Origin of the sequence: Albimonas pacifica, assembly GCF_900113695.1 — a bacterium.
GTDB lineage: Bacteria > Pseudomonadota > Alphaproteobacteria > Rhodobacterales > Rhodobacteraceae > Albimonas > Albimonas pacifica.
On sequence record NZ_FOQH01000002.1, the window covers coordinates 84429 to 107439 of the forward strand.

Consider the following 23011-nt stretch of genomic DNA (forward strand, 5'->3'; position numbering starts at 1 on the left):
CCGGAGGACACCCCCATGGACGGATTCATCGAGACCCACTCCACCTCCGGCGACGCGGACAGCGAGACCCGGCGCATCGACGCCTTCATGATGTCGGTGCTGAAAAGCCGCTTCGAGGCGATCGTGCGCGAGATGACCCTGGTGGTCATGCGCGCCTCCCGCTCGGCGGTGATCAAGAACGCCCGCGACTTCTCCTGCGCGATCCTGACCTACGAGCATGAGCTGGTGACGGTCGAGGACGCCCTGCCGATCCACGTGATGTCCATGGACCTCGCGACCCGGCCGCTGACGGATCTGTTCGACGACATCGAGCAGGGCGACATCTACATCAACAACTGCCCCTACACCGGCGGCACCCACCACGCCGACCTGATCATGGCGATGCCGGTCTTCGTCGGCGGCAAGCCGCTGTTCTGGGTGGTGGCGCTGAGCCACCACGCCGACACCGGGGCGCCGGCGCCCTCCACCTACCTGCCCTTCGCCAAGAACATCTTCGAGGAGGGCATGCACTTCCCCGCGGTCCGCATGGCCCGGAACTACAAGGAAAAAGCCGACATCCTGCGCATCGGCGCGATGCGCAACCGGGTGCCGGACCTGTGGATGGGCGACGTCCGCGCCCAGATCGGCGCCTGCCGCACCGGCGAGCGTCGGATCATGGACCTGTGCGAGCGCTACGGGACCGACACCGTGCTCGGCTTCATCAAGGACTGGTTCGACTACGGCGCGCGCAGCGCCAAGGCCGCGATCTCCAAGCTGCCGGCGGGCCGCTACGAATACGAGACCCGCCACGACCCCGTCCCCGGCGTCGCCGACGAGGGCATCCCCGTTCACGTCGCCATCGAGGTCGACCCCATCGCCGGCGAGATCCTGGTCGACGTCACCAACAACGTCGACTGCGTGCCCGGCGGCCTGAACCTCAGCGAGAACACCTGCACCGGCTCCTGCCGCATCGGGGTGTTCAACAACCTCCCCGAAAGCGTGCCGCATAACGAGGGCGCCAAGTCCCGCGTGAGGGTGCGGATGCGCGAGGGCTCGGCCATCGGCAAGCCGAAGTATCCGGTGGGGACCTCGGTCGCGACCACCAACGTCAACGACCGGCTGATGGTGGCGGGCGACGCGGTGTTCTCGGGCATGGGCGCGCCGTATGGGCGGGCCGAGAGCGCGGGGCACCTGCCGGCAGGCGTCGGCGTGATCTCGGGCGCGGACCCGTGGAAGAACGGCAAGGGCTACGTGAACCAGATCTTCGTGGGCTACGGCGGCGGCGGCGCGGTGCATGGCCACGACGGCTGGCTGACCTTCTGCGGCTCGGCCAACGCGGGGCTGATCCAGCTCGACAGCGTGGAGATGGACGAGAGCATGTATCCCATCGTCGTCGAGCGCCGCGGCGTGATCCCCGGCTCCCAGGGTTTTGGAGAATTCGAGGGCGCGCCGGCGATGGGCGGCGTGTTCTACCCGCTCGACCACGACATGACGATCATCTACGCGGCCGACGGCACCCACACGCCGCCCAAGGGCGTGCTGGGCGGCGGCGCGGGCGGGGCCAGCGCCTCGATCCGCGTGACGGGCGAGGAGAAGGAGGCGCTGCCCGCCTTCTCCGAAGAGGTCATCGCCGCCGGCCAGAAGATCGAGTTCGCCGCCTGCGGCGGCGGCGGCTACGGCGACCCGCTGGCCCGCGATCCGGCCCGGGTGGCGGGCTCGGTCAACCGCGGCTGGCTGGACCCGGAGGCGGCGCGCGCGGTCTACCGCGTGGCCCTGGTCCCCGGAGGCGAGCCCGGGATCTGGTCCGTCGACCGGGAGGAGACCGCCCGCCTGCGCGCCGCCTGACCCCAGGCCGCCCCGGCGCCCGGACGGCGGGCGCCAGGGCGGCCACGGTCATCTTTTTGGGCGTTTTCGACCAAGAGCGGCGACGAATCCGGCGTATCGTAGGACGTGTCGGGCGTTGCGGCTTCCCCGAAGGGAACCGAGCGCCCACACTAAGGTCCGGACCAATAGATCGGCGATGCGAATCGATCCTCCGGACCGCTCCAGACAGGGAACAGGCGGCGCCCGCCGCCGCTTCCGACAGGGAATGCGCATGAAATACACGGTGCAGCACGATGGATCGGGGAAAGGCGGCGACGACTGGCGCCGGGCCGTCTCCGAGACCTACTTCCCCCTCGACGTCGAATTCCGCAACAGCGCCGCCTTCCAGGGCCGGCTGGAGGCCTGGTCGCTGGGCGACGTCGCGATCTCGCGCAACTCCTGCGACGGGCTGCTCTATCGCCGCCACCGCCGCCACTTCCTGCAGGAGAGCGACTCGAGCCTGCTGATCACCATCCCCGAGCTCGCCGAGGTCGGCTTCTCGCAGGGCTCGCGGTCCACCCACTGCAAGCCGGGCGGCTTCCTGGTGGAGCGGGGCGACGCGCCCTACGAGTTCTGGCACGGCAAGGCGAATTCGCTGTGGGTGCTGAAGGTCAAGGCGGCGAGCGTGCGCTCGCGCATCGGGCCGACGGACCGGATCGCGGCGCTGAACTTCGACGGGACCTGCGGGGTCGCCTCCTATTTCCTCGACATGGTGCGCACCACCGGCGCGCATGTGGAGCACCTGAGCCCCACGGCGCGCGAGGCCGCGGGGATGCACCTGCTGGAGCTTCTGTGCCTCGCCATCCGCTCGGACGACCGGGTGCTCGACAGCTCGGTCTCCTCGATCCGGGCGGCGCATCTGCACCGGGCGGAGCAGTATATCCGCGACAACCTCAAGGACCCCGAGCTGGGGCCGGCGCAGGTGGCGGACGCCTGCGGGATCTCGCTGCGCTACCTGCAGCGGCTGTTCGCCGAGCGCGAGCAGTCGATCAACGGCTTCATCCGCGACAAGCGCCTGAACCGCTGCGCCGAGGAGCTGCGGGGCGGGGGCAGGGCGGCCTCGGTCGCCGAGATCGCCTATCGCTGGGGCTTCTCGGACCAGTCGCGGTTCTCGCGTCTCTACAAGACCCGGTTCGGCTGCACGCCCACCGAGACCCGCCGCGCCGCCGCCGCCGAGCGCGAGGGCGCGGCCGGCCCCGCCTGACCTGAGCCACGGGCGGGCCGCCGACGGCCCGCCGATCCTCCGCTTCGCACCCCGAAGCCGACATCCCCGCAGGCCCCCGCGGCCCGCGGCCGACCCCGTGCGCCTGCGCGACGGGCCCAGACAACCCCCTGGAGGGACGATGAAAACCACCCGAGTCGCCGTGGACGTCGGCGGGACCTTCACCGACATCTGCATCATGGACGAGACCACGGGCGCGATCCGGATCGAGAAGACGGCCTCGACCCCCGACGACCCGATGCAGGCGATCCTGAACGGGATCGGCCAGGCGCAGGTGAACCTCGCCGAGGTCTCGATGTTCTCCCACGGGACCACCGTGGCGACCAACGCCCTGATCACCCGCCGCCTGCCCCGCGCCGCCATGGTCTGCACCGACGGTTTTCGGGATGTGGTCGAGATCCGGAGGGCCAACAAGGAGGACCTCTGGGACACCTACAAGGACGTCGCCAAGCCCTACATCGCCCGCCGCGACCGGCTGTGCGTGCGCGAGCGCGTCTCGGCCGACGGAGAGGTTCTGGCGCCGCTGAACGAGGAGGACGCGCGGCGGGTGGCGAAGGTGCTGAAGAAGCGCGGGGTTTCGTCCATCGCGGTCTGCTTCATGAACTCCTACGTCAACGGCGAGAACGAGCAGAGGATGCGCGACATCCTCAAGGCCGAGATGCCGGACGTCGCCGTCTCGATCTCCTCCCAGGTGATGCCCGAGATCTTCGAGCATGAGCGCTTCTCCACCACCATGGCCAACGCCGTGGTGGCGCCTGTCGTCGTCTCCTACGTCGACCGGCTGGGCCAGAAGCTGAGCGAGGGCGGCTACGACCGCGACCTGCTGCTGCTGCACACCGGAGGCGGGGTGATGACGCCCTCTTCCGTAAAGGACTTTTCCGCCCGGCTGGCCGGTTCCGGTATTGCGGCGGGGGCCATCGCGTCGCGCTACATCGCGGGGCTCTGCGGCTACGAGAACTCCATCGGCTTCGACATGGGGGGGACCTCGACCGACGTCTCGCTGGTCTACGAGGGCGAGCCGCGGATCACCAAGGACTGGTATGTCGAATACGGCTACCCGATCCGGTTCCCCTCGATCGAGGTGCTGACCATCGGCGCCGGCGGCGGCTCGATGGCCTGGAAGGACGAGGGCGGCAGCCTTCGCAACGGCCCGCAGTCCGCCGGCGCCGTCCCCGGCCCGGCCTGCTACGGCCAGGGCGGCGAGGTCGCCACCAACACCGACGCCAACGTGGTGCTGGGGCGCCTGGGCACGTCCCTCGCGGGCGGCAAGATCACGCTGGACGCCGAAAAGGCCGAGACAGCGGTGCGCGAGACCGTGGCCGAACCCTTCGGCATGGAACTGCACGAGGCCGCCGAGGCCATCGTCCAGGTCGCCAACGCCAACATGGCCAACGCCGTGCGCCTGCTCTCCATCGCCCGCGGCTACGACCCGCGCGACTTCGCGCTGGTGGCGTTCGGGGGCGCAGGGGCCCTGCATGGGGCCGCGGTCGCCAAGGAGCTGGCGATCCCCACCGTCATCGTGCCGCCGAACCCCGGGGTGACCTCGGCGCTGGGCTGCCTGCTGGTGGACGTGCAGCACGACTACTCGGACAACTTCATGGCGGATGCGGCCTCGACCGACCCCGCCACGCTGGAAGCCGCCTTCGCCACCATCGAGACCGAGGCCGCCGCCCGCCTCGCCCACGAGGGCGTCGAGCCCAAGGACATGCTGATCCAGCGCACGGTGGAGATGATGTATGCGGGCCAGTGGCGCTCGTTGTCGGTGAGCGTGCCGTCGACGGTGACGGACGTGAACGACCTGATCGACGCCTTCCACGCCGAGCATGAGCGGGAATACAACTTCCGCCGCGACGACGCCCCGGTGGCGATCTTCCGCGTCGCCGTGAAGGCGACCGGCGTGGTCCCCAAGGCCGACCTGCCGTCCTCCGAGCCGACCCCGCATACGCCCCAGGCCACCGGCGCCCGCCCCGCCTGGTTCGACGGCGAGAAATGCGACGCCGCGCTCTACTGGCGCGACGACCTGGGCGCGGGGGCGACCTTCGCGGGCCCCGCGGTCGTGGAACAATTCGACTCCACCATCGTGGTTCCGCCGGGCACGACCGCCGAGGTCGACCGCTACGCCAACATCCTCATCCGCATGAAGGGCTGACCCATGGACGATCTCAGCAAGCAGAGCCTCGACCCGGTCACGTTCGAGGTCCTCAAGAACAGCTTTATAACTTCAGTCGACCAGATGGCGGAGCGGATGCTGCGCACCTGCTATTCGTTCGTCATCTACAACCGCGACTTTTCAAATGGCCTGCATGACGCGGAGGGCAACTCCGTCGCGCAGGGCAATCAGGACATCGCGGTCCACGTCGGGACCCTGCACTACACCTGCAAGGACGTGCTGCGCTATTTCGAAGGCGAGATGCTGCCCGGCGACGTCTACGCCATCAACGACCCCTATGCGGGGGGCACGCATTTTTCGGACGTGCGACTGGTGCGGCCGATCTTCGACGACGACGCGCTGATCGGCTTCTCCCAGTCCAACGGCCACTGGTCGGACTTGGGCGGGACCGTGCCCGGCTCCTTCGACGTGATGTCGCGCCAGATGTTCGGCGAGGCGGTGCGGATCACGCCCGTCAGGCTTTTCCACGGCGGCCGCTTCTGCCGCGACGTGGCGGACCTGATCGCCAACAACACCCGCGACCCGGGCTCGATCATCGGGGACATCCACTCCCAGGCCCAGGCCACCCAGGTGGCCGAACGCGACGTCCTGCGCCTGGTGCGCAAATACGGCCGCGACCAGGTCACCCAGGGCATGGCCGAGGTCCAGGACTACGTCGAGCGCGCCATGCGCCAGCGGATCGCCGCGCTGCCCGACGGGACCTGGGAGACGGTGGACTACATCGACCGCGACCTGTCGCAGGGCGAGGGCATGATCCCGATCCGGATCAAGATGACCATCAAGGGCGACGAGATCCTCTTCGACTTCGAGGGCTCTCACCCGACCATCGCCTCGATGTACAACTCCGCCCCCGGCGCGACCTTCTCGGCGGTGGTGGCGGGGACCAAGACCTTCTTCCCCGACCTGCCGCTGAACTCCGGTTTCTACCGGGCGATCTCGGTGAAGGCCCCCCCGGGCTCCATCGTCGCCGCCGAGTGGCCGACGGCCGTCACCGGCTTCCTGATGCCCTTCGAAAAGATCATGAACGCGATCTTCGAGATGTGGTCGCAGATCATGCCCGAGCGCGCCATCGCCTGCGCCTTCAACCTGGAATACCTGCTGTGCGGCGGGCGCGACCTGCGCAAGCCCGAGAAGCCGATCTTCATGTTCTACGAGTGGCTTCCCGGCGGCTGGGGCGGGCGCAACGGCAAGGACGGCTCGGACGTCACCACCGCCTGTTTCGGCACCGGCCTGATGTCCCAGCCCAACGAGGGCAACGAGCGGGTGAACCCCACCCGCACGCTGCGCTTCGACATCCTCCAGGACTCGGCCGGGCCGGGGAAGTGGCGCGGCGGGGCCGGGGTGCAGAAGACCTCGGAGCTGCTGGCGAGCGAGGGCTCGGTGATGTCCTACATCTGCGACCGCGAGCGGGCGGTGGTCTGGGGGGTGGAGGGCGGCCTGCCCTCGATGCCCCACGGCCTGACGCTGACGAAGAAGGAGACGGGCGAGGACGTGTGGCTCGGCTCGGTCTTCTCGGACTACGCGGTGCATTCGGGGGACGTCTTCGCCCGGCCCACCGCGGGCGGCGGCGGCTTCGGCGATCCGCTGGAGCGGGATCCTGCGAAGGTGCTGCTGGACGTGGTGGACGACTACGTCTCGATCCGCCGGGCGGCGCTGGACTACGGCGTGGTGATCCGGGAGATCGACGCCGATCTCTGCGAGTACGAGATCGACGCCGAGGCCACCGAGACGCTGCGCGCCGAGATCCGGGGCAAGCGCCTCGGCTGGGCCCGCACCGACCCGGCCGAGGTCGCCGCGCGCTACCAGGCCGGCGAGATCGACGCGATGGATGCGCTGCGCCGCTACGCGACGATCCTCGACTGGAACACCGGCGAGCTGCTGCCCAAGTCCACCGCCCAGTTCCGCGAGAGTTTCGAGAAGCGGACCGTGGCGCACTGGGCCGAGGTCGCCGCCTGATGCCGGGGCGCGGCGGGTCTTCCGCCGCGCCCCGTTTCGTCCCGGCCGCCGCCGGGGCGCCGCCCCCCCGACCGGACCGCTGCGTGGCCGGCCGCGAGAGGCCCCGGGTCGAGCCCGGGGCGCCCGTGGCGGCCGTCTCCCCAGATATCGAAGGACGCCGGATGCCCCCCGCCAATTCCAGCGCCGAGTCCCGCAGGCTGCTGACCCCCGCCACGATCCCCGCGGCGCTCGAGGCGCAGGCCGCCGGCGCCCGGCTGCTGGCCGGGGGCACCTGGCTGATGCGCAGCGCCCTGCGCGACGAGCCCCTGACCGGCGCCTTCGCCTCCCTCCACGCGATCCCCGCGCTGAGCCGCCTGGACCTGACCCCCGAGGCCGCCGAGATCGGCGCCGCGGTCACCCACGCCCGCCTCGCCGAGGCTCTCGCCGGGATCCCCGAGCTGGCCCCGCTGGCCGTCGCCGCCGGCGCCTCGGCCAACCCCGGCGTGCGGCGGGCGGCGACGCTGGGCGGCAACCTCTGCGCCACGGAGTTCCCAGCCGCCGACCTCGCCTGCGCCCTGCTGGCGCTGGAGGCGGATGTGGACCTGGAGCGGCTCTCGGGCCCCGGCCGGGTCTACATGGCGCAGTTCCTGGCCCGGCGCGAGGCGCTGCTGCCCGGCGCCCTGGTGGCCGGCGTCCGCATCCCGCGCCGGGCGGGCCGCCTCGGCGCCCATGTCCGCCTGCCGCTGCGCAAGGCGGGCGACTACCCGGTCGCCATCGTCTCGCTGACCGCCGAGGTCGCGGACGGCCGCCTCTCCCGGCCCGTGATCGCCGTCGGCTCGGTGGAGCCGGTCGCCCGCCGCTGGGCGGAGCTGGAGGCGGCGCTGGACGGCGTGTCCCTGGACCCCGCCGCGGGGGCCTCCGCCGCCGCCGGCCTGCTCTCGTCCTTCTCGCCGCGCGAGGGGATCGAGGCGCCGGGCTGGTATCGGGCCGAGGTGCTGCCCGCCCTCGTCCGCCGCGCCCTCGCCGCCCTGGAGGCCTCCGCATGATCCGCCTGCGCGTGAACGGCGAGCCGCTCGCCCTCGACCTCGACCCGATGACGCCGCTGGTCGACCTGCTGCGCCGCGACCTGGGCCTGACCGGCGCCAAGGCGGTCTGCCGGGAGGGGTTCTGCGGGGCCTGCACCGTCCATGTCGACGGCGAGCCGCGCCTCGCCTGCCTGACGCCGGCCGGGCTGGTGGATGGCCGCGAGGTCGTCACCATCGAGGGGCTGGGCCGCAACGCCCCGCCCTCGGTCGCGCCGGTGGACGACGCGGCCCTGCCGACGGCCCTGCAGCGGGCGATGCTGGAGGAGGACGCCGTGCAGTGCGGCATGTGCTTCCCCGGCATGGTCATGGCGCTGGCGCCGGTGCTGGAGGCGGAGCCCTCCATGGACCGGGAGGCCATCCGCCGGGCGATGACCGGCAATCTCTGCCGCTGCACGGGCTACGAGCGCATTCTTGACGCCGCCGTGCTCGCCCTGCGGCCCCAGCAGGAGGCCGCGGAATGAGCGCGCCTGATCCCGCCGCCCACGTGCTCGACCTGCCGCGCCGCGATGCGCGGGACAAGCTGACCGGCGCCACCCGCTACACCGTTGACCGGATGGGGGCGGGGGCGCTGCACGCCGCCATCCTGCGCGCGACCGGGCCGGCGGGGCGGATCGTGACGCTGGACCTGGCGCCGGCGCTCTCGATGCCCGGCGTGCGGGGCGTCGCCGCCGCCGCCGACGCCCCCGGCCTGCACGGGATCGGCGTCGCCGACCACCCGCTCTTCGCCCGCGGCCACGTCCGCCAGCCCGGAGAGCCGCTGGCCGCCGTCGCCGCAGACACGCTCGACCAGGCCCGCGCGGCGCTGAAAGCCATCGTGGTCGAGATCGACCCGGACCCCGCCTGCCTGACGCTGGACGAGGCCGTCGCCCCCGGCGCCCGCCTCGTCCACCCCGACTGGCGCGACTACGCCACCCTGGTCGAGGGCGGCAACCGCCGCGACAACATCGCCTGGGAGGCCCGCGTCGACCGCGGCGAGGTCGACGCGGCCTTCGCAGACCCCACCATGCGCATCGTCGAGAGCGCCTACGAGGTCGGCCGCCAGTCGCACGTCCCCTTCGAGCCCCGCGCCGCCGTCGCCCGCTGGGAGGACGGCCGCGTGCACCTGGAATGCTCCACCCAGGCCCCCTGGACCGTGCGCCGGGTGACGGCCGAGGTGATGGGCATCGCGCCGAGCCAGGTCCGCGTCACCGTCCCCCCGGTGGGCGGCGGCTTCGGCCTGAAGTTCGACTGCTCCATCGAGCCCATCGCCGCGATCCTCGCCCGCAAGACCGGGCGGGCGGTGGCGCTGGAGCTGAGCCGCGCCGAGGAGGCGGCCTCCTGCCTCTGCCGGGAGAACGCCCGGATCCGCATCAGCTCCGCCATCGACCCGCAGGGCCATATCGCCGCCCGCGACGCCGAGGTGCTGATGGACTGCGGGGCCTACGGCGGCGAGCAGGTTTTTCTCACCACCATGACGGCGCATACGCTGGGCGGGAACTACCGCCTGGGCGCGGTCCGTCTGGTGACGAAAGCGGTCTACACCAACACGCCCCCCAACGGCGCCTTCCGCGCCTGCAACGGCGTCTACTGCACCTTCGCGCTGGAGCGGCATACCGACGAGATCTGCGCCCAGCTGGGCCTCGACCCGCTGGAATTCCGCCGCGCCAACGTGGTCGGCGACGGCGACATCGGCGCCACGGGGCAGGTGTTCCGCGGGAACGTGCTGGGCGAGATGCTGGAGCGGATGGAGGACGCCTCCGTCCCCGTGCTGCCGGCCCTGTCGGGCACGCTCCCGGACGGCCGCCTCTATGGCCGGGCGCGGACGGTGGGGACCTGGTTCGTCTTCGTGGGGCCGTCCTCGGCCACGGTGCATCTGCATGACGACGGCTCGGCGACGCTGGTCACAGCGGGGGTGGAGATCGGGTCAGGCTCGATGGCCCAGGGGCTGCCGCAGATCGTGGCGGCGCAGCTGGGGATCGCGCCCGACAAGGTCGTGGTCCGCCAGGCCGACACCGACGCCAGCGGGCTCGACATGGGGGTGGGGGGCGGGCGCACCACCGTCTCGCTGGGCGCCGCCAGCCTGGAGGCCTGCGCGGCGGTGCGCGCGCAGCTGCTGGAAGCGGCCGCGGAGATGCTCCAGACCCCCGCCTCCGGCCTGATCCTGCGCGACGGGCGGGCCGAGATCGCGGCCTCCCCGGGCGCCGGCGTGCCGATCCCCGAGCTGGTCGGCCGGATCCAGGCCTCCCTCGGGCCCGTCGCCGGCCATGGCGCCTTCACCGCGCCGGGCGAGCCCGCCATGCCCGGCTGCACGGCGGGGCATTTCATCGAGGCGATCGACATCCCCGTCCACGCCGTCCACGAGGCCGAGATCGCCCTCGACCCCGACACCGGCCATGTCGAGGTGCTGGCCTACCGCGTGGTGCAGGACGTGGGCCTCGCCCTGAACCCGCGCGCGGTGCGCGGGCAGATTCAGGGCGGGGTGGCGCAGGGCCTCGGCTACGCGCTGCACGAGGAGATCACCCACGACGCCGCCGGCGCGATCCGCCAGACCGGCTTCGAGACCTACCGCATCCCCGGCGCGCTGGACGTGCCGCGGGTGGAGGCGATCCTGCACGAGGGCGGCCCCTCGATCGGGCCGCTGGGGATCAAGGGGGCGGGGGAGGTCCCGATCCTCAACGTCCCCGCCGCCATCGCCTGCGCGGTGGCGAACGCGGGGGGCGTGCGCGTGGGCGCGCTGCCGCTGACCCCGCCGCGGGTGCTGGCGCTGCTCCGCGGCCGGGGCGGCCGGGACTGAGCGGGGCCGCGCCCCCGCCGCCCGCGCGAGGGCGGGCGAGGGCGCGGGGCGCTCAGGCCTCGGGGAAGTGGCAGGCGGCCAGGGTGGGGGCGCCGGAGAGCTCCGGACGTTCCTGCCGGCAGATCGGCTGCGCCTTCCAGCAGCGCGGCGCGAAGGGGCAGCCGGGGGGGACGTTGAGGGGCGAGGGCAGCTCCCCCTCCAGCCGGATCCGGTTGCGCTTCTGGCGGGGATCGGCCTTGGGCGTCGCCGAGAGCAGCGCGCGCGTGTAGGGGTGGCGCGGGGCGGCGAAGACCGCGTCGCGGGTCCCGATCTCCACCGGGCGGCCGAGATACATCACCGCCACCTTGTCGGCCATGTGCTTCACCACCGACAGGTCGTGGGAGATGAAGAGATAGGCGAGGTTCAGCCGCTCCTGCAGGTCGATCAGCAGGTTGAGGATCTGGCTCTGCACCGAGAGGTCCAGCGCCGAGACCGGCTCGTCCAGCACCAGCACCTTGGGGTCCAGCATCAGCGCGCGCGCCACCGCGATGCGCTGGCGCTGGCCGCCGGAGAACATGTGCGGATAGCGGTCGTAATGCTCGGGGCGCAGGCCGGTGAGGGCAAGCGTCTCGCGCGCGCGCCGCTCCCGCTCGGCTTTCGGCATGTCGGGGCGGTTGATCAGGAGGGGCTCCTCCAGGATCGAGCCGATGCGCTGGCGCGGGTTGAGCGAGCCGTAGGGGTCCTGGAAGACGATCTGCACGTCGGTGCGCAGGCGCTTGAGCGCCTCGCCCTGCGCCTTCACGCCGCCGATCTCGAAGGTCCCGCCGGTGGGGGGCTCGATCATCGCGACCAGGCGGGCGAGGGTGGACTTGCCGCAGCCGCTCTCGCCGACCACCGCCAGCGTCTCGCCGGCATGGAGGGTGAAGGAGGCCTCCGACAGCGCCTTCACCGTGCGGGGCTTGCCGAGGAAGCCGCCCTTCACCTCGTACCAGCGCGAGAGGTTGCGGGCGACGAGGGCGGGGGCGGCCTCCGCCTGGGCGGGGGCCTGGGTCTGGACGCTCATGCCTCGGCCTCCGCGGCGTGGGTCAGGGGATAGTGGCAGCGCGCGAGGCCGAGCTCGGGCGAGGCCGGCTTCGGCGGCGTGCTCCGGCAGCGGTCGTCGGCGAAGCGGCAGCGCGGCGCGAAGAGGCAGCCGGGCGGCCGGTCGAACTGGCCGGGCACGATGCCGGGGATGGTCGGCAGGCGCCGCTCGGTCGCGCGCTCGGGCAGGGCCGCGAGCAGGGCGGCCGTATAGGGGTGGCGCGGGGTGGAGAAGAGCGGGATCGCCGGCTGCTCCTCGACCTTCTGACCCGCGTACTGGACCTGCACCCGCTCCGCCGTCTCGGCCACCACGCCCATGTCGTGGGTGATCAGGATCAGGGCCATCCCCTGCTCCTGCTGGAGGGTGGTCAGAAGCTCGAGGATCTGGGCCTGGATGGTGACGTCGAGCGCGGTGGTCGGCTCGTCGGCGATCAGCAGCTTGGGGTCGCAGGCGAGCGCCATGGCGATCATCACCCGCTGGGACATGCCGCCCGAGAGCTGGTGGGGGAAGGCGCGCAGCCGCGCCTCGGGGTCCGGGATGCCGACCATCTCGAACAGCTCGACCGCGCGGGCGTGGCGCGCGCGGCGGTCGAGGTCGGTGTGCAGGCGCAGCGCCTCCTTGATCTGGAAGCCGGCGGTGAAGCAGGGGTTCAGCGAGCTCATCGGCTCCTGGAAGATCATCGCCATGTCGCGGCCGATGATCCGGCGGCGCTGGCGCGCCGACATGCCCAGCAGGTCGTGGCCGTCGAAGCGCATCACCTCGGCGGTGATCGTGGCGGTCCAGGGCAGCAGGCCCATCATGGCGAGCATCGAGACGGACTTGCCCGACCCGCTTTCGCCCACGATGGCGAGCAGCTCGCCCTGGTCCACGCTCACGTCCACGCCGTCGACCGCGCGGAAGGTCCCGCCGGCGGTGGCGAATTCGACCGAGAGGTCGCGGATTTCAAGCAGCGCCATGATCTCAGCTCCGCTTCAGCTTCGGGTCCAGCGCGTCGCGCAGACCGTCGCCCATCAGGTTGATCGCCAGCACCGTCACCAGGATCGCGAGGCCGGGGAAGGTGACCACCCACCAGGCGCGCAGGATGAACTCCCGCGCTTCGGCCAGCATCGTCCCCCACTCTGGCGTCGGCGGCTGGGCGCCCATGCCGAGGAAGCCCAGCGCGGCGGCGTCGAGGATGGCGGTGGAGAAGGACAGGGCCCCCTGCACGATGATCGGCGACAGGCAGTTGGGCAGCACGGTGATGAACATCAGCCGCAGCTTCGAGGCGCCGGCGACGCGGGCCGCGGTGACGTAGTCCTTGGACCGCTCCGACAGGGCCGAGGCGCGGGTCAGGCGCACGTAATGGGGCTGCAGGACGATGGCGATGGCGATCATCGCGTTGGTCAGCGACGGCCCCAGGATCGCCACCAGCACCAGCGCCAGCAGCAGCGAGGGGAAGGCGAGGATGATGTCCATCACCCGCATGATCAGCGTGTCGACCCACTTGGGCGCGAAGCCCGCCAGCAGCCCGATGACGATGCCGCCGGAGGCCGCGAAGGCCACCACCACCACGCCGACGTAGAACGAGAACCGCGCGCCGTGCAGCAGGCGCGAGAGCATGTCGCGGCCCACCGCATCGGTGCCCAGCGGAAACTCCCAGCTTCCGCCCTCGACCCAGAACGGGGGCTGCAGGAGGTGGTCGCGATACTGCACGATCGGGTCGTGGGGGGCGATCAGGTCCGCCAGCACGGCGACCGCGACGAAGGCCGCGAAGACCCACATGCCGATGACGGCGCCGCGGTTCTCCTTGAAATAGCGCCAGAACTCGGAGAGCTGGCCGGGGCGTTTCGCGCCCGCCGAGGCGGGGAGGTTGGAGGCGTCGACCATGCTCTCAGCCCTTCCGGATGCGCGGGTTGATGAAGCCGTAGACCACGTCCACGGTCAGGTTCACGATCATCACGATCACGGCGATCAGCAGCAGGCCCCCCTGCACCGCGGGGTAGTCGCGCCGGAAGATCGAATCGACCATCCACTTGCCGATGCCGGGCCAGGAGAAGATCGTCTCGGTCAGGATCGCGCCGGCGAGCAGCGTGCCGACCGAGAGGCCGATGACGGTCACCACCGGGATCAGGGCGTTGCGCAGCGCGTGCACGCCGTTGATGCCGAAGGGGCCGAGGCCCTTGGCCCGCGCGGTGCGGATGTAGTCCTCCGACAGCACCTCGAGCATGGCCGAGCGGGTCTGGCGCGCGATCACCGCCAGCGGGATGGTGCCCAGCACGACGGTCGGCAGGATCAGGTGCTGCACGGCCGAGGCGAAGGCCCCCTTCTCGCCCGAGATCAGGCTGTCGATCAGCATGAAGCCGGTGGGCTGGGGGAAGAAGAACATCAGCGAGATGCGCCCCGAGACCGGCGTCCACTGCAGCCAGCCCGAGACCACGATGATCAGCAGGAGCGCCCACCAGAAGATCGGCATCGAGTAGCCGACCAGCGCCGTCGACATCAGCGCCCGGTCGAAGAACTTGCCGCGGTTCACCGCGGCGATCACGCCGGCCGGCAGGCCCAGCAGCACCGCGAAGGCCATGGCGCAGACCGACAGCTCGAGCGTCGCGGGGAACAGGGCGAAGAACTCGTCCCAGACCGGCTTCTTGGTCACGAAGCTCTGGCCCAGGTCGCCCTGCATCACGCCCCAGAGGTAGTCGAGGTATTGCTCCCAGATCGGCCGGTCGAAGCCGAACTGGCGCACCAGCTCGGCGTGGCGCTCCTCGGTGATGCCGCGCTCGCCGGCCATGACGATGATCGGGTCGCCCGGCAGGGCGCGGATGAAGGCGAAGGAGATCAGCGTCACGCCGAAGAAGGTCGGAAGGAACGTGAGCAGGCGGGAGAGAAGGAACTTGAGCATCAGCCGACCACCGTGAGGGTTTTCGGGAAGGCGGTCAGGACGCGGGCGCCGGTCTGCGTGACCAGCACGTCGTCCTCGATCCGCACGCCGAGGCGCCCGGGCAGGTAGAGCCCCGGCTCGTCGGTATACACCATTCCGGGAGCGAGGACCTGCCGGTTGCCGCGCATGATCCAGGGCGCCTCGTGCACCTCCCGTCCCAGGCCGTGGCCGGTCTTGGTGAGGATGAACTCGGCGAAGGGCGAGGCCTCGAGCACCGAGGTCGCGGCGTCGTCGATCTCGTGGGCGGTGGCGCCGGGGCGGGTGGCGGCGATGGCGGCCTCGTTGGCGGCCAGCACGGTCGCGTAGACCGCCGCGTCCTCGTCGGACGCGTGGCCCACGAAGACGGTGCGGGTGACGTCGGCGTTCAGCCCGCCCCAGGCCGCGCCGAAGTCGAACAGCAGCGCGTCGCCGGCCTCGATCGCCACGTCGCGGGCATGGGCGTGGGGCAGGGCGGCGTTGGCGCCGGCGGCCACGATGGGCCCGAAGGCCAGCCCCTCGGCCCCGTGGGCGAAGAGGGCGGCGAGCAGGCGACGCTCGACCTCGCGCTCGGTCATGCCGACGCGCAGGTCGTCCAGCACCTCGCCCAGCGCGGCCTCGGAGATGCGGATCGCCTGCTCCATCGCGGCGATCTCGGCCTCGGTCTTGCACAGGCGCAGGGCGGAGATCTCGCGCTCGGCGTCGACCACCTCGATCTGCGGGAAGGCCGCGCGCAGCGCATGGTGGACGAAGACCCGCATCACCTGGCCCTCGACCGCGACGCGGCGCAGGGGCAGGGCGCGGGCCAGCGCCGCGAAGGCGGCGTCGTAGCCGTCCTGGTCGCGCCAGTCGAAGACCGCGCCGGGGAAGCCGAGCTGCGCGAAGCTGCCGAGCTCGAGGTTGGGCACCACGGCGGCGGGCTCGCCCCGGGGCGGCACCACCACCACCAGCGGCCGTTCGGAGGTGTGGAAGTCGCCGCCGATGGCGCGGGCGAAGTTGGCGCCGGGCACCAGCGCCACGGCGTCCACGTCGAGATCGCGCGCGATCGCGCGGAGCTCGGAGAGATCAAGGGTCATGCAAGCTCGCTTCTGGCGTCGGCTCGTGCGAGGGGGCCGGGACCGCGTCGGCGGCCGCGGCCCTGACGTTCGCGGAATTGGCGCGAGCGCCTATCCGAGGCGGCGCCGCAATGCAACAGGCCCGCGCCCGGATCGCTCCGGGCGCGGGCCGTTCCTCAGGGGATCGCGGGGGCGCACGCGCCCTCGTCCCGGGTCAGCGCGACCGCGTCACTCGGCCAGGTCGACGCCGTAGAAGATGTGGCCGCCCAGCGGGTGGACCTTGTAGCCCTCGACCTCGGGACGCACCGGCATGAACACGGTCGAGTGCGCGATGGTCGCCCAGGGGGCCTGATCCTTGAAGCGGACCTGGGCCTCCTCGTAGAGCTTCGTGCGCTCGGCCACGTCGGAGGTGACCTTGGCCTTCTGGATCAGGGCGTCGAATTCCTCGTCGCACCACTGGGCGCGGTTCGAGCCGCCGACGGCGTCGCAGCCCAGCAGCACCGCGAGGAAGTTGTCCGGGTCGCCGTTGTCGCCGGTCCAGCCCAGCAGCACCGCGCCGTCGCGGTCCACTTCCTTGGAGCGCTGCAGATACTCGCCCCACTCGTAGGAGACGATCTCGACCGTCACGCCGACCTTGGCGAAGTCGGCCTGGATCAGCTCGGCCATGCGCCGGGCGTTGGGGTTGTAGGGACGCTGCACCGGCATCGCCCAGATCTTCATGGACAGGTCGGCGACGCCCTCTTCCTCGAGCATCTTCTTCGCCGCCTCGGGATCGTAGGCGTCGTCCTCGACGGCGTCGTTGTAGGACCAGATGGTCGGCGGGATCGGGTTCTTGGCGATCTCGCCCGCGCCCTGGAAGACGACGTCGATGATCGCCTGCTTGTCCATCGCCATGTTCAGGGCCTTGCGGACCTTCGGGTTGTCGAAGGGCGCGACCTGGGTCGAATAGGCGAGGTAGCCCACGTTCAGGCCCTGCTGCTGCAGAAGCTCGATGTCCTCGTCCGCCTTCATCGCCTCGATGTCGGCGGGGTTGGGATAGGGCATCACGTGGCACTCGCCCGCCTTCAGCTTCTGGTAGCGGACCGAAGCGTCGGGGGTGATGGCGAAGACCAGGCTGTCGAGCGGCGAGGCGCCCTTCCAGTAGTCGGGGTTGGCGGCGTAGCGGATCACCGCGTCCTTCTGGTAGCCCACGAAGGAGAACGGGCCGGTGCCGATCGGCGCCTGGTTGAGCATCTCGGGCGTGCCGGCCGCGAGCATGGCGTCGGCGTATTCCTTGGAGACGATCGAGGCGAAGTCCATCGCCAGGTTCGCGATCATCGGCGCCTCGGGCCGGTTGAGCACGAACTTGACGGTGTAGTCGTCCACCTTCTCGATCGACTTCAGCAGGTCGGGCATCGACATGCCCTGGAAATACTCCCAGGTGCCGCCCGAGGCCGTGTGCATCGGGTTGTCGTCCTTCCACTGCCGCTCGAACGTGAAGATCACGTCGTCGGCGTTGAAGTCGCGCGTCGGCGTGAACTGGTCGTTGGCGTGGAACTTCACGCCCTGGCGCAGGTGGAAGGTGTACTCGAGCCCGTCCTCGGACACCTCCCAGCGCTCGGCGAGGCCGGGCTGGATCTCGGTCGAGCCGGTCACGAACTCGACGAGCTGGTTGTAGACCGGGTGGGAGGAGGCGTCGAAGGTGGTGCCGGCGGTGTAGAGCGCCGGGTCGAAGCCCTCGGGCGACCCCTCCGAGCAATAGACGAGGGTCTTGGCCTGCGCCGCGCCCGCGACGAGGCTCCCGGCGAGGATGGCGGCGGCCGCCTTGGCGATGAGGTTCATCAGTCTGGTTCCCTGTTTCGGTCGTTGCGAGCGACCTGTTCACCCGAACTCCCCACGCGTTCCGGCCCGGCCTGTCGAGGCGGGCGCCGCGGAAAGCGTGTCCGGGTGGCGGCGGAGGCTCGGCTTACGTGCGCGAGAAGTCAACACGCGTCCCGGCGTCAACCATGCGTTGTATTTACCGTTTGATCAACGGCGGCGTCTCCGGCCCGATCCGCTCGACCTCGCAGACATAGGCGCGCAGCGGGACGGAGCCGCTGAGCGGGTCGACCGCGTCATGGCCGATCATGGCGTTGAAATTGGCGTTCCCGGGCCCGACGGCGGGATAGCCGGGGGCGCCGATCTCCTCGCAGGGCTCCCACCAGCCGTGCTGGCCGCAGACCACGTCGGGGGCGAGCGTGCGGTCGAACCGGGCGCGGGCCTGCGAGGCGCCGTGGGGCGTGCGGATGCGCACCCAGTCGCCCTCGGCGATGCCGCGGGCGGCGGCGGCCTGGGGGTGCAGGTCGACGGGCGGGTCCGGCTGCCGGCGGCGCAGGCCCGGGACGCCGCGATTCTGCGTCTCGCAATACAGCGTGTCCTTGGCGCAGGTCAGCGTCAGCGGATAGCGCGGCGCATGGCGGGGCGCGACCAGGGGCGGCTGGTAGTCGGGCAGCGGGTCGTGGCCGTGGTCCAGCAGCGTCTGCGAATAGAGCTCCACCCGCCGCGAGGGGGTGGCGAAGCCGCGCGGCCCGTCGGGGCCCGCCTCGGCATACTTGCGCGGCCGGTGGGCGAGGGGGACGCGCACCCCCTCGGGCCGCGCGCGCAGGGTTTCGAGGTCGATGCCGCTGGGGGCGAGGATCGCGCGCATCCCCGCGTCCAGGTCCCCGTCCCAGAACCGCTCGCCCAGGCCCATGCGGCGGGCGAGGTCGAAGACGATCTCGGCGTCGGCGCGCGCCTCGCCCTGCGGCTCGACCAGGGGGCGGCGGAGCTGCACCAGGCCGTTGGCCTCGGCGCTGATCTCGAAGCCGACCTTCAGCCCCTCGGTCTCGAAGGGCGTGGCGGCGGGGAGCACCACGTCGGCGAACGCGGCCGCGGGGTTCAGGCGCAGGTCGACATGCACGTGAAAATCGAGCGCGGCCAGCGCCTTCACCGCCGCGTCGCCGTCGGCGTGGGCCATCACCAGGTTCGAGCCGAAGCTGACCAGGCCGCGGATGCGGTAGGGCTCCCCCTCCAGGATCGCGCGGTAGATGTCGGCGGAGTTCGCCTCCTCGAAGGCCGCGGGGCCGAGCGGCCGCGTCTCCCGCCCCACGGTCTTCGCGCGCTGCTCGGGCGAGAGGAACTCGCCCCCCTGCACGTCGGCCTGGGGGACCACGGGCAGCTCGACGTTGCCGCCGGGCGCGTCGTAGTCGCCGGTCAGCGCATAGAGCAGCCCGATGGCGAGCGCCGACTGCGTGGCGTTCGACTGCTGCTCGAGCCCGCTCCAGGTCATGTAGGCGAGCGGGCGGGAGGTGTGGATCAGCTCCGCCGTGCGCTCGATCTGGTCGGCGGGGACGTCGGTCAGCGCCTCGACCGTGGCGGGGTCGTGGCGGGCGCAGATCTCGGACCAGAGGTCGAAGACGGGGCGGCAGGGGACGGGGCCGTCGGGCGTCGGAACCTCGACGCGGCCGGTCAGGGCGAGGGCGGGGTCGGCCTCGCCCAGGCGCAGGGGCGTCGGCGCGCCGAGGGCGGTCGACCAGCCGACGAGCGCGTCGCCCTCCAGCCCGAGGTCGGCCGCGCGCAGCAGGCGGCCGTCGTCCTCGCGCACCAGCGCCGGGGCGTTGGTCCAGGCGCGCAGGAACGCCGCGTCGTGCCAGCCGTTGCGGATCATCACGTGCGAGAGCCCCAGCGCCAGCGCCCCGTCGGTCCCCGGGCGGACCCGCAGCCATTCGTCGGCGCGCCGCGCGAGGCCCGCGTTGCGCGGGTCGACGGCGATCAGCTTCGCCCCCCGCGCCACGGCGGCGACGGTCGCCGTGGCGTGGGCGATGCGCGAGACGGTGGGGTTGTAGCCCCACAGCAGGATGCAGCCCGCCCGCTCCAGGTCCGGCATCACCCCGGCGGGCAGGGCGGCGCCGAAGGAGTAGAGGTTCGCCATCCACCGCCCCCAGCCGCAGAGCTCGTAGGAGGTCGACTGGTTGGGGCTGCCGAAGGCGCGGCGCAGGCGCACGACCCAGTGGCGCGAATCCGACAGCGCCGAGGTCGAGGGCGAGGCGGTGTTGAAGGCCACCGTCTCCGGCCCGTGCGCGGCGGCGAGCGCGGTCAGCCGCGCGGCGACCAGGTCCAGCGCCTCGTCCCAGGTGATCCGCTCCCACCCCGGGTCGGGGTCGCCCTTGGGGCGCGTGCGGCGCACGGGATGCAGCAGGCGGCCGGGGTCGTAGACCATCTCCGGCGCCATCTTTCCCTTCAGGCACAGGGCCTTGCCGGTGGGATGCGAGGGGTCGGGGGCGAGGGCCTTCAGCCGCCCGCCCTCCACCGTCGCCACCGCGCCGCAGCGCGAGGTGCACAGCGCGCAGTAGCTCGCCACGGTCGTGCGGGTCGAAGCGTCGAGGGCCATGGTCGCCTCCCTGTCGGGCCGGGCGGCCCCCGCGCCGGGGCGCCGCCCGGGCAGTCTTCCCGATGCGGGACCGGCCTGTCCAGCGCGCACCCGGCGCGACGCGGACCGTCGCCCGCGATGGGGCGGGCGCCTATGCGTCGCGCCCGTCCTGCGCCGGGGCCGGGCGGGGGCGGCCCCGCCGGCGGGGGATGCGGAAGGCCAGCGCCGCGCGCACCAGCGGGTTGGCGAACCGGTCGAGGTCGAGGGATTCGTGCATCGCGAGCCCCGTCTCGCCCCCGATCCGCGTGCGGATCGCCGAGCGGACGTAGAACGGCGCGTCGAGCAGCGTGCGCGCCGTGCGGGGCGTGGGCCCCGGATCGGCCCGCGTCGCGCGGCGCACCCGCCAGAACCCCGCGGGCAGCGGCGCGGGCGGGGGCGGCGCCAGCCGCTGCACGCCGCCCGCGTCGTCGAAGCCCAGCGCCAGCGACAGGGGCGCGCCGTCCCGGGGCTCGACCTCGTAGAGGCAGGTGGAGCGGTCGCGCCCGTGCAGGCAGCTCCAGTGCCAGCGGCGGAAATCGCGCTCCAGCGGCCGGGCGCCGGCGTTGGCGTCGAAATAGCCCTCGCCCCGCCACTCGAAGCCGCGGCGCGCGAAGGCGACCTCGGCCTGCGCGCGCGGGGCGTAGGGGCGCCACAGGTGACGGCCGGCGGGGTCGAGGCGGACCTCGACGTCGCTCAGGGCCGCGGGGCGGATCGCGATCTCGCCCCGCACCCGGTCGAGATGGGGGAAGGCCCGCTCGTCGAGCCGCGCGGTCAGGGTCCCCCCGTCCCACTCCAGCGAGCTGCGCCCGATGCGCAGGCGGCGGGCGTCGCGCGCGACCTCTCCCGCGCCGCGCTCGGTCATCGTCCAGCGCCCGCCGGGGCCCGAGAGCAGCACGTTCACGCAGCAATGGTCCAGCGGATCGCGCCGCCCGGCCCAGGCGTACCAGGGCGAGAACACCGAGCCGATGAAGAAGATCACCGAGACGGCGCGCCGGGCCTCGCGGTCGATGGCGTCGAGATACCACCAGGCGTAGCCGCCGGGCGGAACCGGGGCGTCGAAGCGCGGTCCGAGATCACGGCCCCCGCCGCCAAACCGCCGGACAGGGTCGCCATCGGCGCCCCCGGCCCCGGATGCGTCCCGCCCCCCGCGAGGTAGAGCCCCGGCGTCGCCGTGCGCGCCGTCGGCCGGCGGAAGGCCGCCGTCGCCCCGTGGGGCGACGCGCCGTAGATCGACCCGTCCGTCCCCGGGAACCGGCGCGCGAAGCCCGTGGGCGTGGTCAGCGCCGCCGGGCCGGGCGCCGGGCTCAGGCCGAGGCTCCAGCTCTCCAGCCGGCGGCTCAGGATGTCGAGGCATCGCGCGTGCTCCTGCGGATCGGGCGGGGCGTGGGGATCGACGGGCGGGGCGTTGAGGATGATCTCGAAGCGCTCGGGCCCCGGCTTCGCCGCGGGCGCGTCGCCCCGGTCCTGCGCGCAGATGTAGAGCGTGGGCGCCTCGGGCCGCCGGCCCCGGGCGATGGGGCCGAACTCCGCCTCCGGGGAGGGGGCGAAGAGCACGTTGTGGTGGATCAGCGGAAAGCCCTCGGCCCGCGCCGTGAAGGCCCAGACGTCGGCCGAGAGCGAGCGCCGCCCCCGCGGCCGCGGGCGAAGGCCGGGCAGGGGGCCGAGCAGCCCGCGGGCCAGCGCCTCGGGGTCGCCGGCGAAGACCACGACCTCGGCCGGCAGGCGCTCGCCCCCCTCCAGGATCACGCCGGCGACGCGGCCGCGGGCGAGCTCGATGCGCGCCGCGCCCCGGCCGAAGCGCAGCTCGGCGCCGGCCCGCTCGGCGAGCGCGGCCATGGCGGCGGCGAGCGCATGCATGCCCCCCGCCACGCGCCAGACGCCCGCGGCCTCGGCCTGCCAGATCAGCATCAGCATCGCGGGCGTGCGGAAGGGCGATCCGCCGACATAGGTCGCATAGCGCCCGAAGAGCTGGCGCAGGCGCGGGTCGGAGAAGGCCCCCTGGAGCGCCGAGGCGAGGCTGCGCCCCGGCGCCATGTCGCGCAGCAGACGCCCGGCCGAGGGCGCGAGCGCCCGGGCGACCGACAGGGGCGTGGGCCTTGCGGCGCGCATGAAGGGGGCGTCGAAGGCCTCGAACAGGCGCCGGCAGCGGGCCGAGAAGGCCGCGAACTCCGCCGCCGCGCGCGGCCCGGCGAAGGCGGCGACGGCGGCCTCGGACTCGGCCGGGTCCGCGTGCAGGTCGAGGCGCGAGCCGTCCTGCCAGGCGTGGCGGGCGAGCCGACGCGCGGGCGTCAGGCGCAGCCGCGCGTCGAGGTCGTCGCCGAGCGTGGCGAAGAGGTCGTCGAAGACCCCGCGCAGGGTCAGCACCGTGGGGCCCGCGTCGACCGGGCCGCGGGGGCCGGGCAGGGCGCGGGCCTTGCCGCCGGGGGCGGAGGCGGCCTCGACCAGGGTCACGCGCAGGCCGGCATGGGCCAGGCGCGCGGCGGCGGCCAGCCCGCCGAAGCCGGCGCCGATCACCACCGCCCTGTCCTCGGAAACCCTGGTCATGATGTCATGTATTGTTGACATCAGTGC

General features: G+C 72.6%; 16 protein-coding genes. 7 read left to right on the forward strand and 9 right to left on the reverse strand.

Annotated elements, in window-relative coordinates:
* The first annotated feature begins 15 nt into the window (after positions 1-15).
* The 7 genes from BM064_RS03265 to BM064_RS03295 all read left to right on the forward strand — a co-directional run bounded on the left by BM064_RS03265 (position 16) and on the right by BM064_RS03295 (position 11027).
* Entirely contained in the window at positions 16-1824 is a 1809-nt protein-coding gene (locus tag BM064_RS03265) for a hydantoinase B/oxoprolinase family protein (RefSeq protein WP_092857849.1), read from the forward strand.
* A 250-nt stretch (positions 1825-2074) separates the two neighbouring features.
* Positions 2075-3046, forward strand: a complete 972-nt coding sequence (locus BM064_RS03270) for a helix-turn-helix domain-containing protein (protein ID WP_092858772.1) — start codon at positions 2075-2077, stop codon at positions 3044-3046.
* Between the two features lie 139 nt (positions 3047-3185).
* Positions 3186-5213 (forward strand): hydantoinase/oxoprolinase family protein, encoded by a 2028-nt coding sequence (locus tag BM064_RS03275; protein ID WP_092857851.1) that lies wholly within the window; start codon positions 3186-3188, stop codon positions 5211-5213.
* Between the two features lie 3 nt (positions 5214-5216).
* The gene (locus BM064_RS03280; RefSeq protein ID WP_092857853.1) at positions 5217-7190 is read left to right on the forward strand and encodes a hydantoinase B/oxoprolinase family protein; all 1974 of its coding nucleotides are present in this window, start codon (positions 5217-5219) and stop codon (positions 7188-7190) included.
* A gap of 161 nt (positions 7191-7351) precedes the next feature.
* On the forward strand, positions 7352-8215 hold the full coding sequence (locus tag BM064_RS03285; protein ID WP_092857855.1) for an FAD binding domain-containing protein: 864 nt from the start codon (positions 7352-7354) through the stop codon (positions 8213-8215).
* The gene (locus BM064_RS03290) at positions 8212-8715 is read left to right on the forward strand and encodes a (2Fe-2S)-binding protein (protein WP_092857857.1); all 504 of its coding nucleotides are present in this window, start codon (positions 8212-8214) and stop codon (positions 8713-8715) included. Before BM064_RS03285 ends, BM064_RS03290 begins: the two co-directional genes overlap by 4 nt.
* The gene (locus BM064_RS03295; protein WP_092857859.1) at positions 8712-11027 is read left to right on the forward strand and encodes a xanthine dehydrogenase family protein molybdopterin-binding subunit; all 2316 of its coding nucleotides are present in this window, start codon (positions 8712-8714) and stop codon (positions 11025-11027) included. The genes BM064_RS03290 and BM064_RS03295 overlap by 4 nt, the downstream gene beginning before the upstream one ends.
* 52 nt (positions 11028-11079) lie before the next feature.
* Here BM064_RS03295 and BM064_RS03300 read toward each other — a convergent pair whose 3' ends face one another.
* The 9 genes from BM064_RS03300 to crtD form a co-directional block, all read right to left on the reverse strand.
* Complete coding sequence (locus BM064_RS03300; RefSeq protein ID WP_092857861.1) at positions 11080-12069, reverse strand: ABC transporter ATP-binding protein; 990 nt, start codon at positions 12067-12069, stop codon at positions 11080-11082.
* Entirely contained in the window at positions 12066-13043 is a 978-nt protein-coding gene (locus BM064_RS03305) for an ABC transporter ATP-binding protein (RefSeq protein ID WP_092857863.1), read from the reverse strand. The genes BM064_RS03300 and BM064_RS03305 overlap by 4 nt, the downstream gene beginning before the upstream one ends.
* A gap of 4 nt (positions 13044-13047) precedes the next feature.
* A complete protein-coding gene (locus BM064_RS03310) occupies positions 13048-13953 on the reverse strand; it encodes an ABC transporter permease subunit (protein WP_092857865.1) in 906 nt (301 codons plus the stop codon).
* 4 nt (positions 13954-13957) lie between these two features.
* The gene (locus BM064_RS03315; RefSeq protein ID WP_092857867.1) at positions 13958-14965 is read right to left on the reverse strand and encodes an ABC transporter permease subunit; all 1008 of its coding nucleotides are present in this window, start codon (positions 14963-14965) and stop codon (positions 13958-13960) included.
* Complete coding sequence (locus BM064_RS03320) at positions 14965-16056, reverse strand: M24 family metallopeptidase (RefSeq protein ID WP_092857869.1); 1092 nt, start codon at positions 16054-16056, stop codon at positions 14965-14967. The genes BM064_RS03315 and BM064_RS03320 overlap by 1 nt, the downstream gene beginning before the upstream one ends.
* A gap of 207 nt (positions 16057-16263) precedes the next feature.
* Positions 16264-17856 carry an ABC transporter substrate-binding protein gene (locus BM064_RS03325; RefSeq protein WP_092857871.1) on the reverse strand — a complete coding sequence of 531 codons (1593 nt, stop codon included), beginning with the start codon at positions 17854-17856 and terminating at the stop codon, positions 16264-16266.
* 175 nt (positions 17857-18031) lie between these two features.
* On the reverse strand, positions 18032-20422 hold the full coding sequence (locus tag BM064_RS03330) for a molybdopterin-containing oxidoreductase family protein (RefSeq protein WP_092857873.1): 2391 nt from the start codon (positions 20420-20422) through the stop codon (positions 18032-18034).
* 130 nt (positions 20423-20552) lie between these two features.
* The gene (locus tag BM064_RS03335) at positions 20553-21419 is read right to left on the reverse strand and encodes a hypothetical protein (protein ID WP_092857875.1); all 867 of its coding nucleotides are present in this window, start codon (positions 21417-21419) and stop codon (positions 20553-20555) included.
* The gene (gene crtD, locus BM064_RS03340) at positions 21416-22984 is read right to left on the reverse strand and encodes a 1-hydroxycarotenoid 3,4-desaturase CrtD (RefSeq protein ID WP_092857877.1); all 1569 of its coding nucleotides are present in this window, start codon (positions 22982-22984) and stop codon (positions 21416-21418) included. Before crtD ends, BM064_RS03335 begins: the two co-directional genes overlap by 4 nt.
* Positions 22985-23011: the final 27 nt, after the last annotated feature.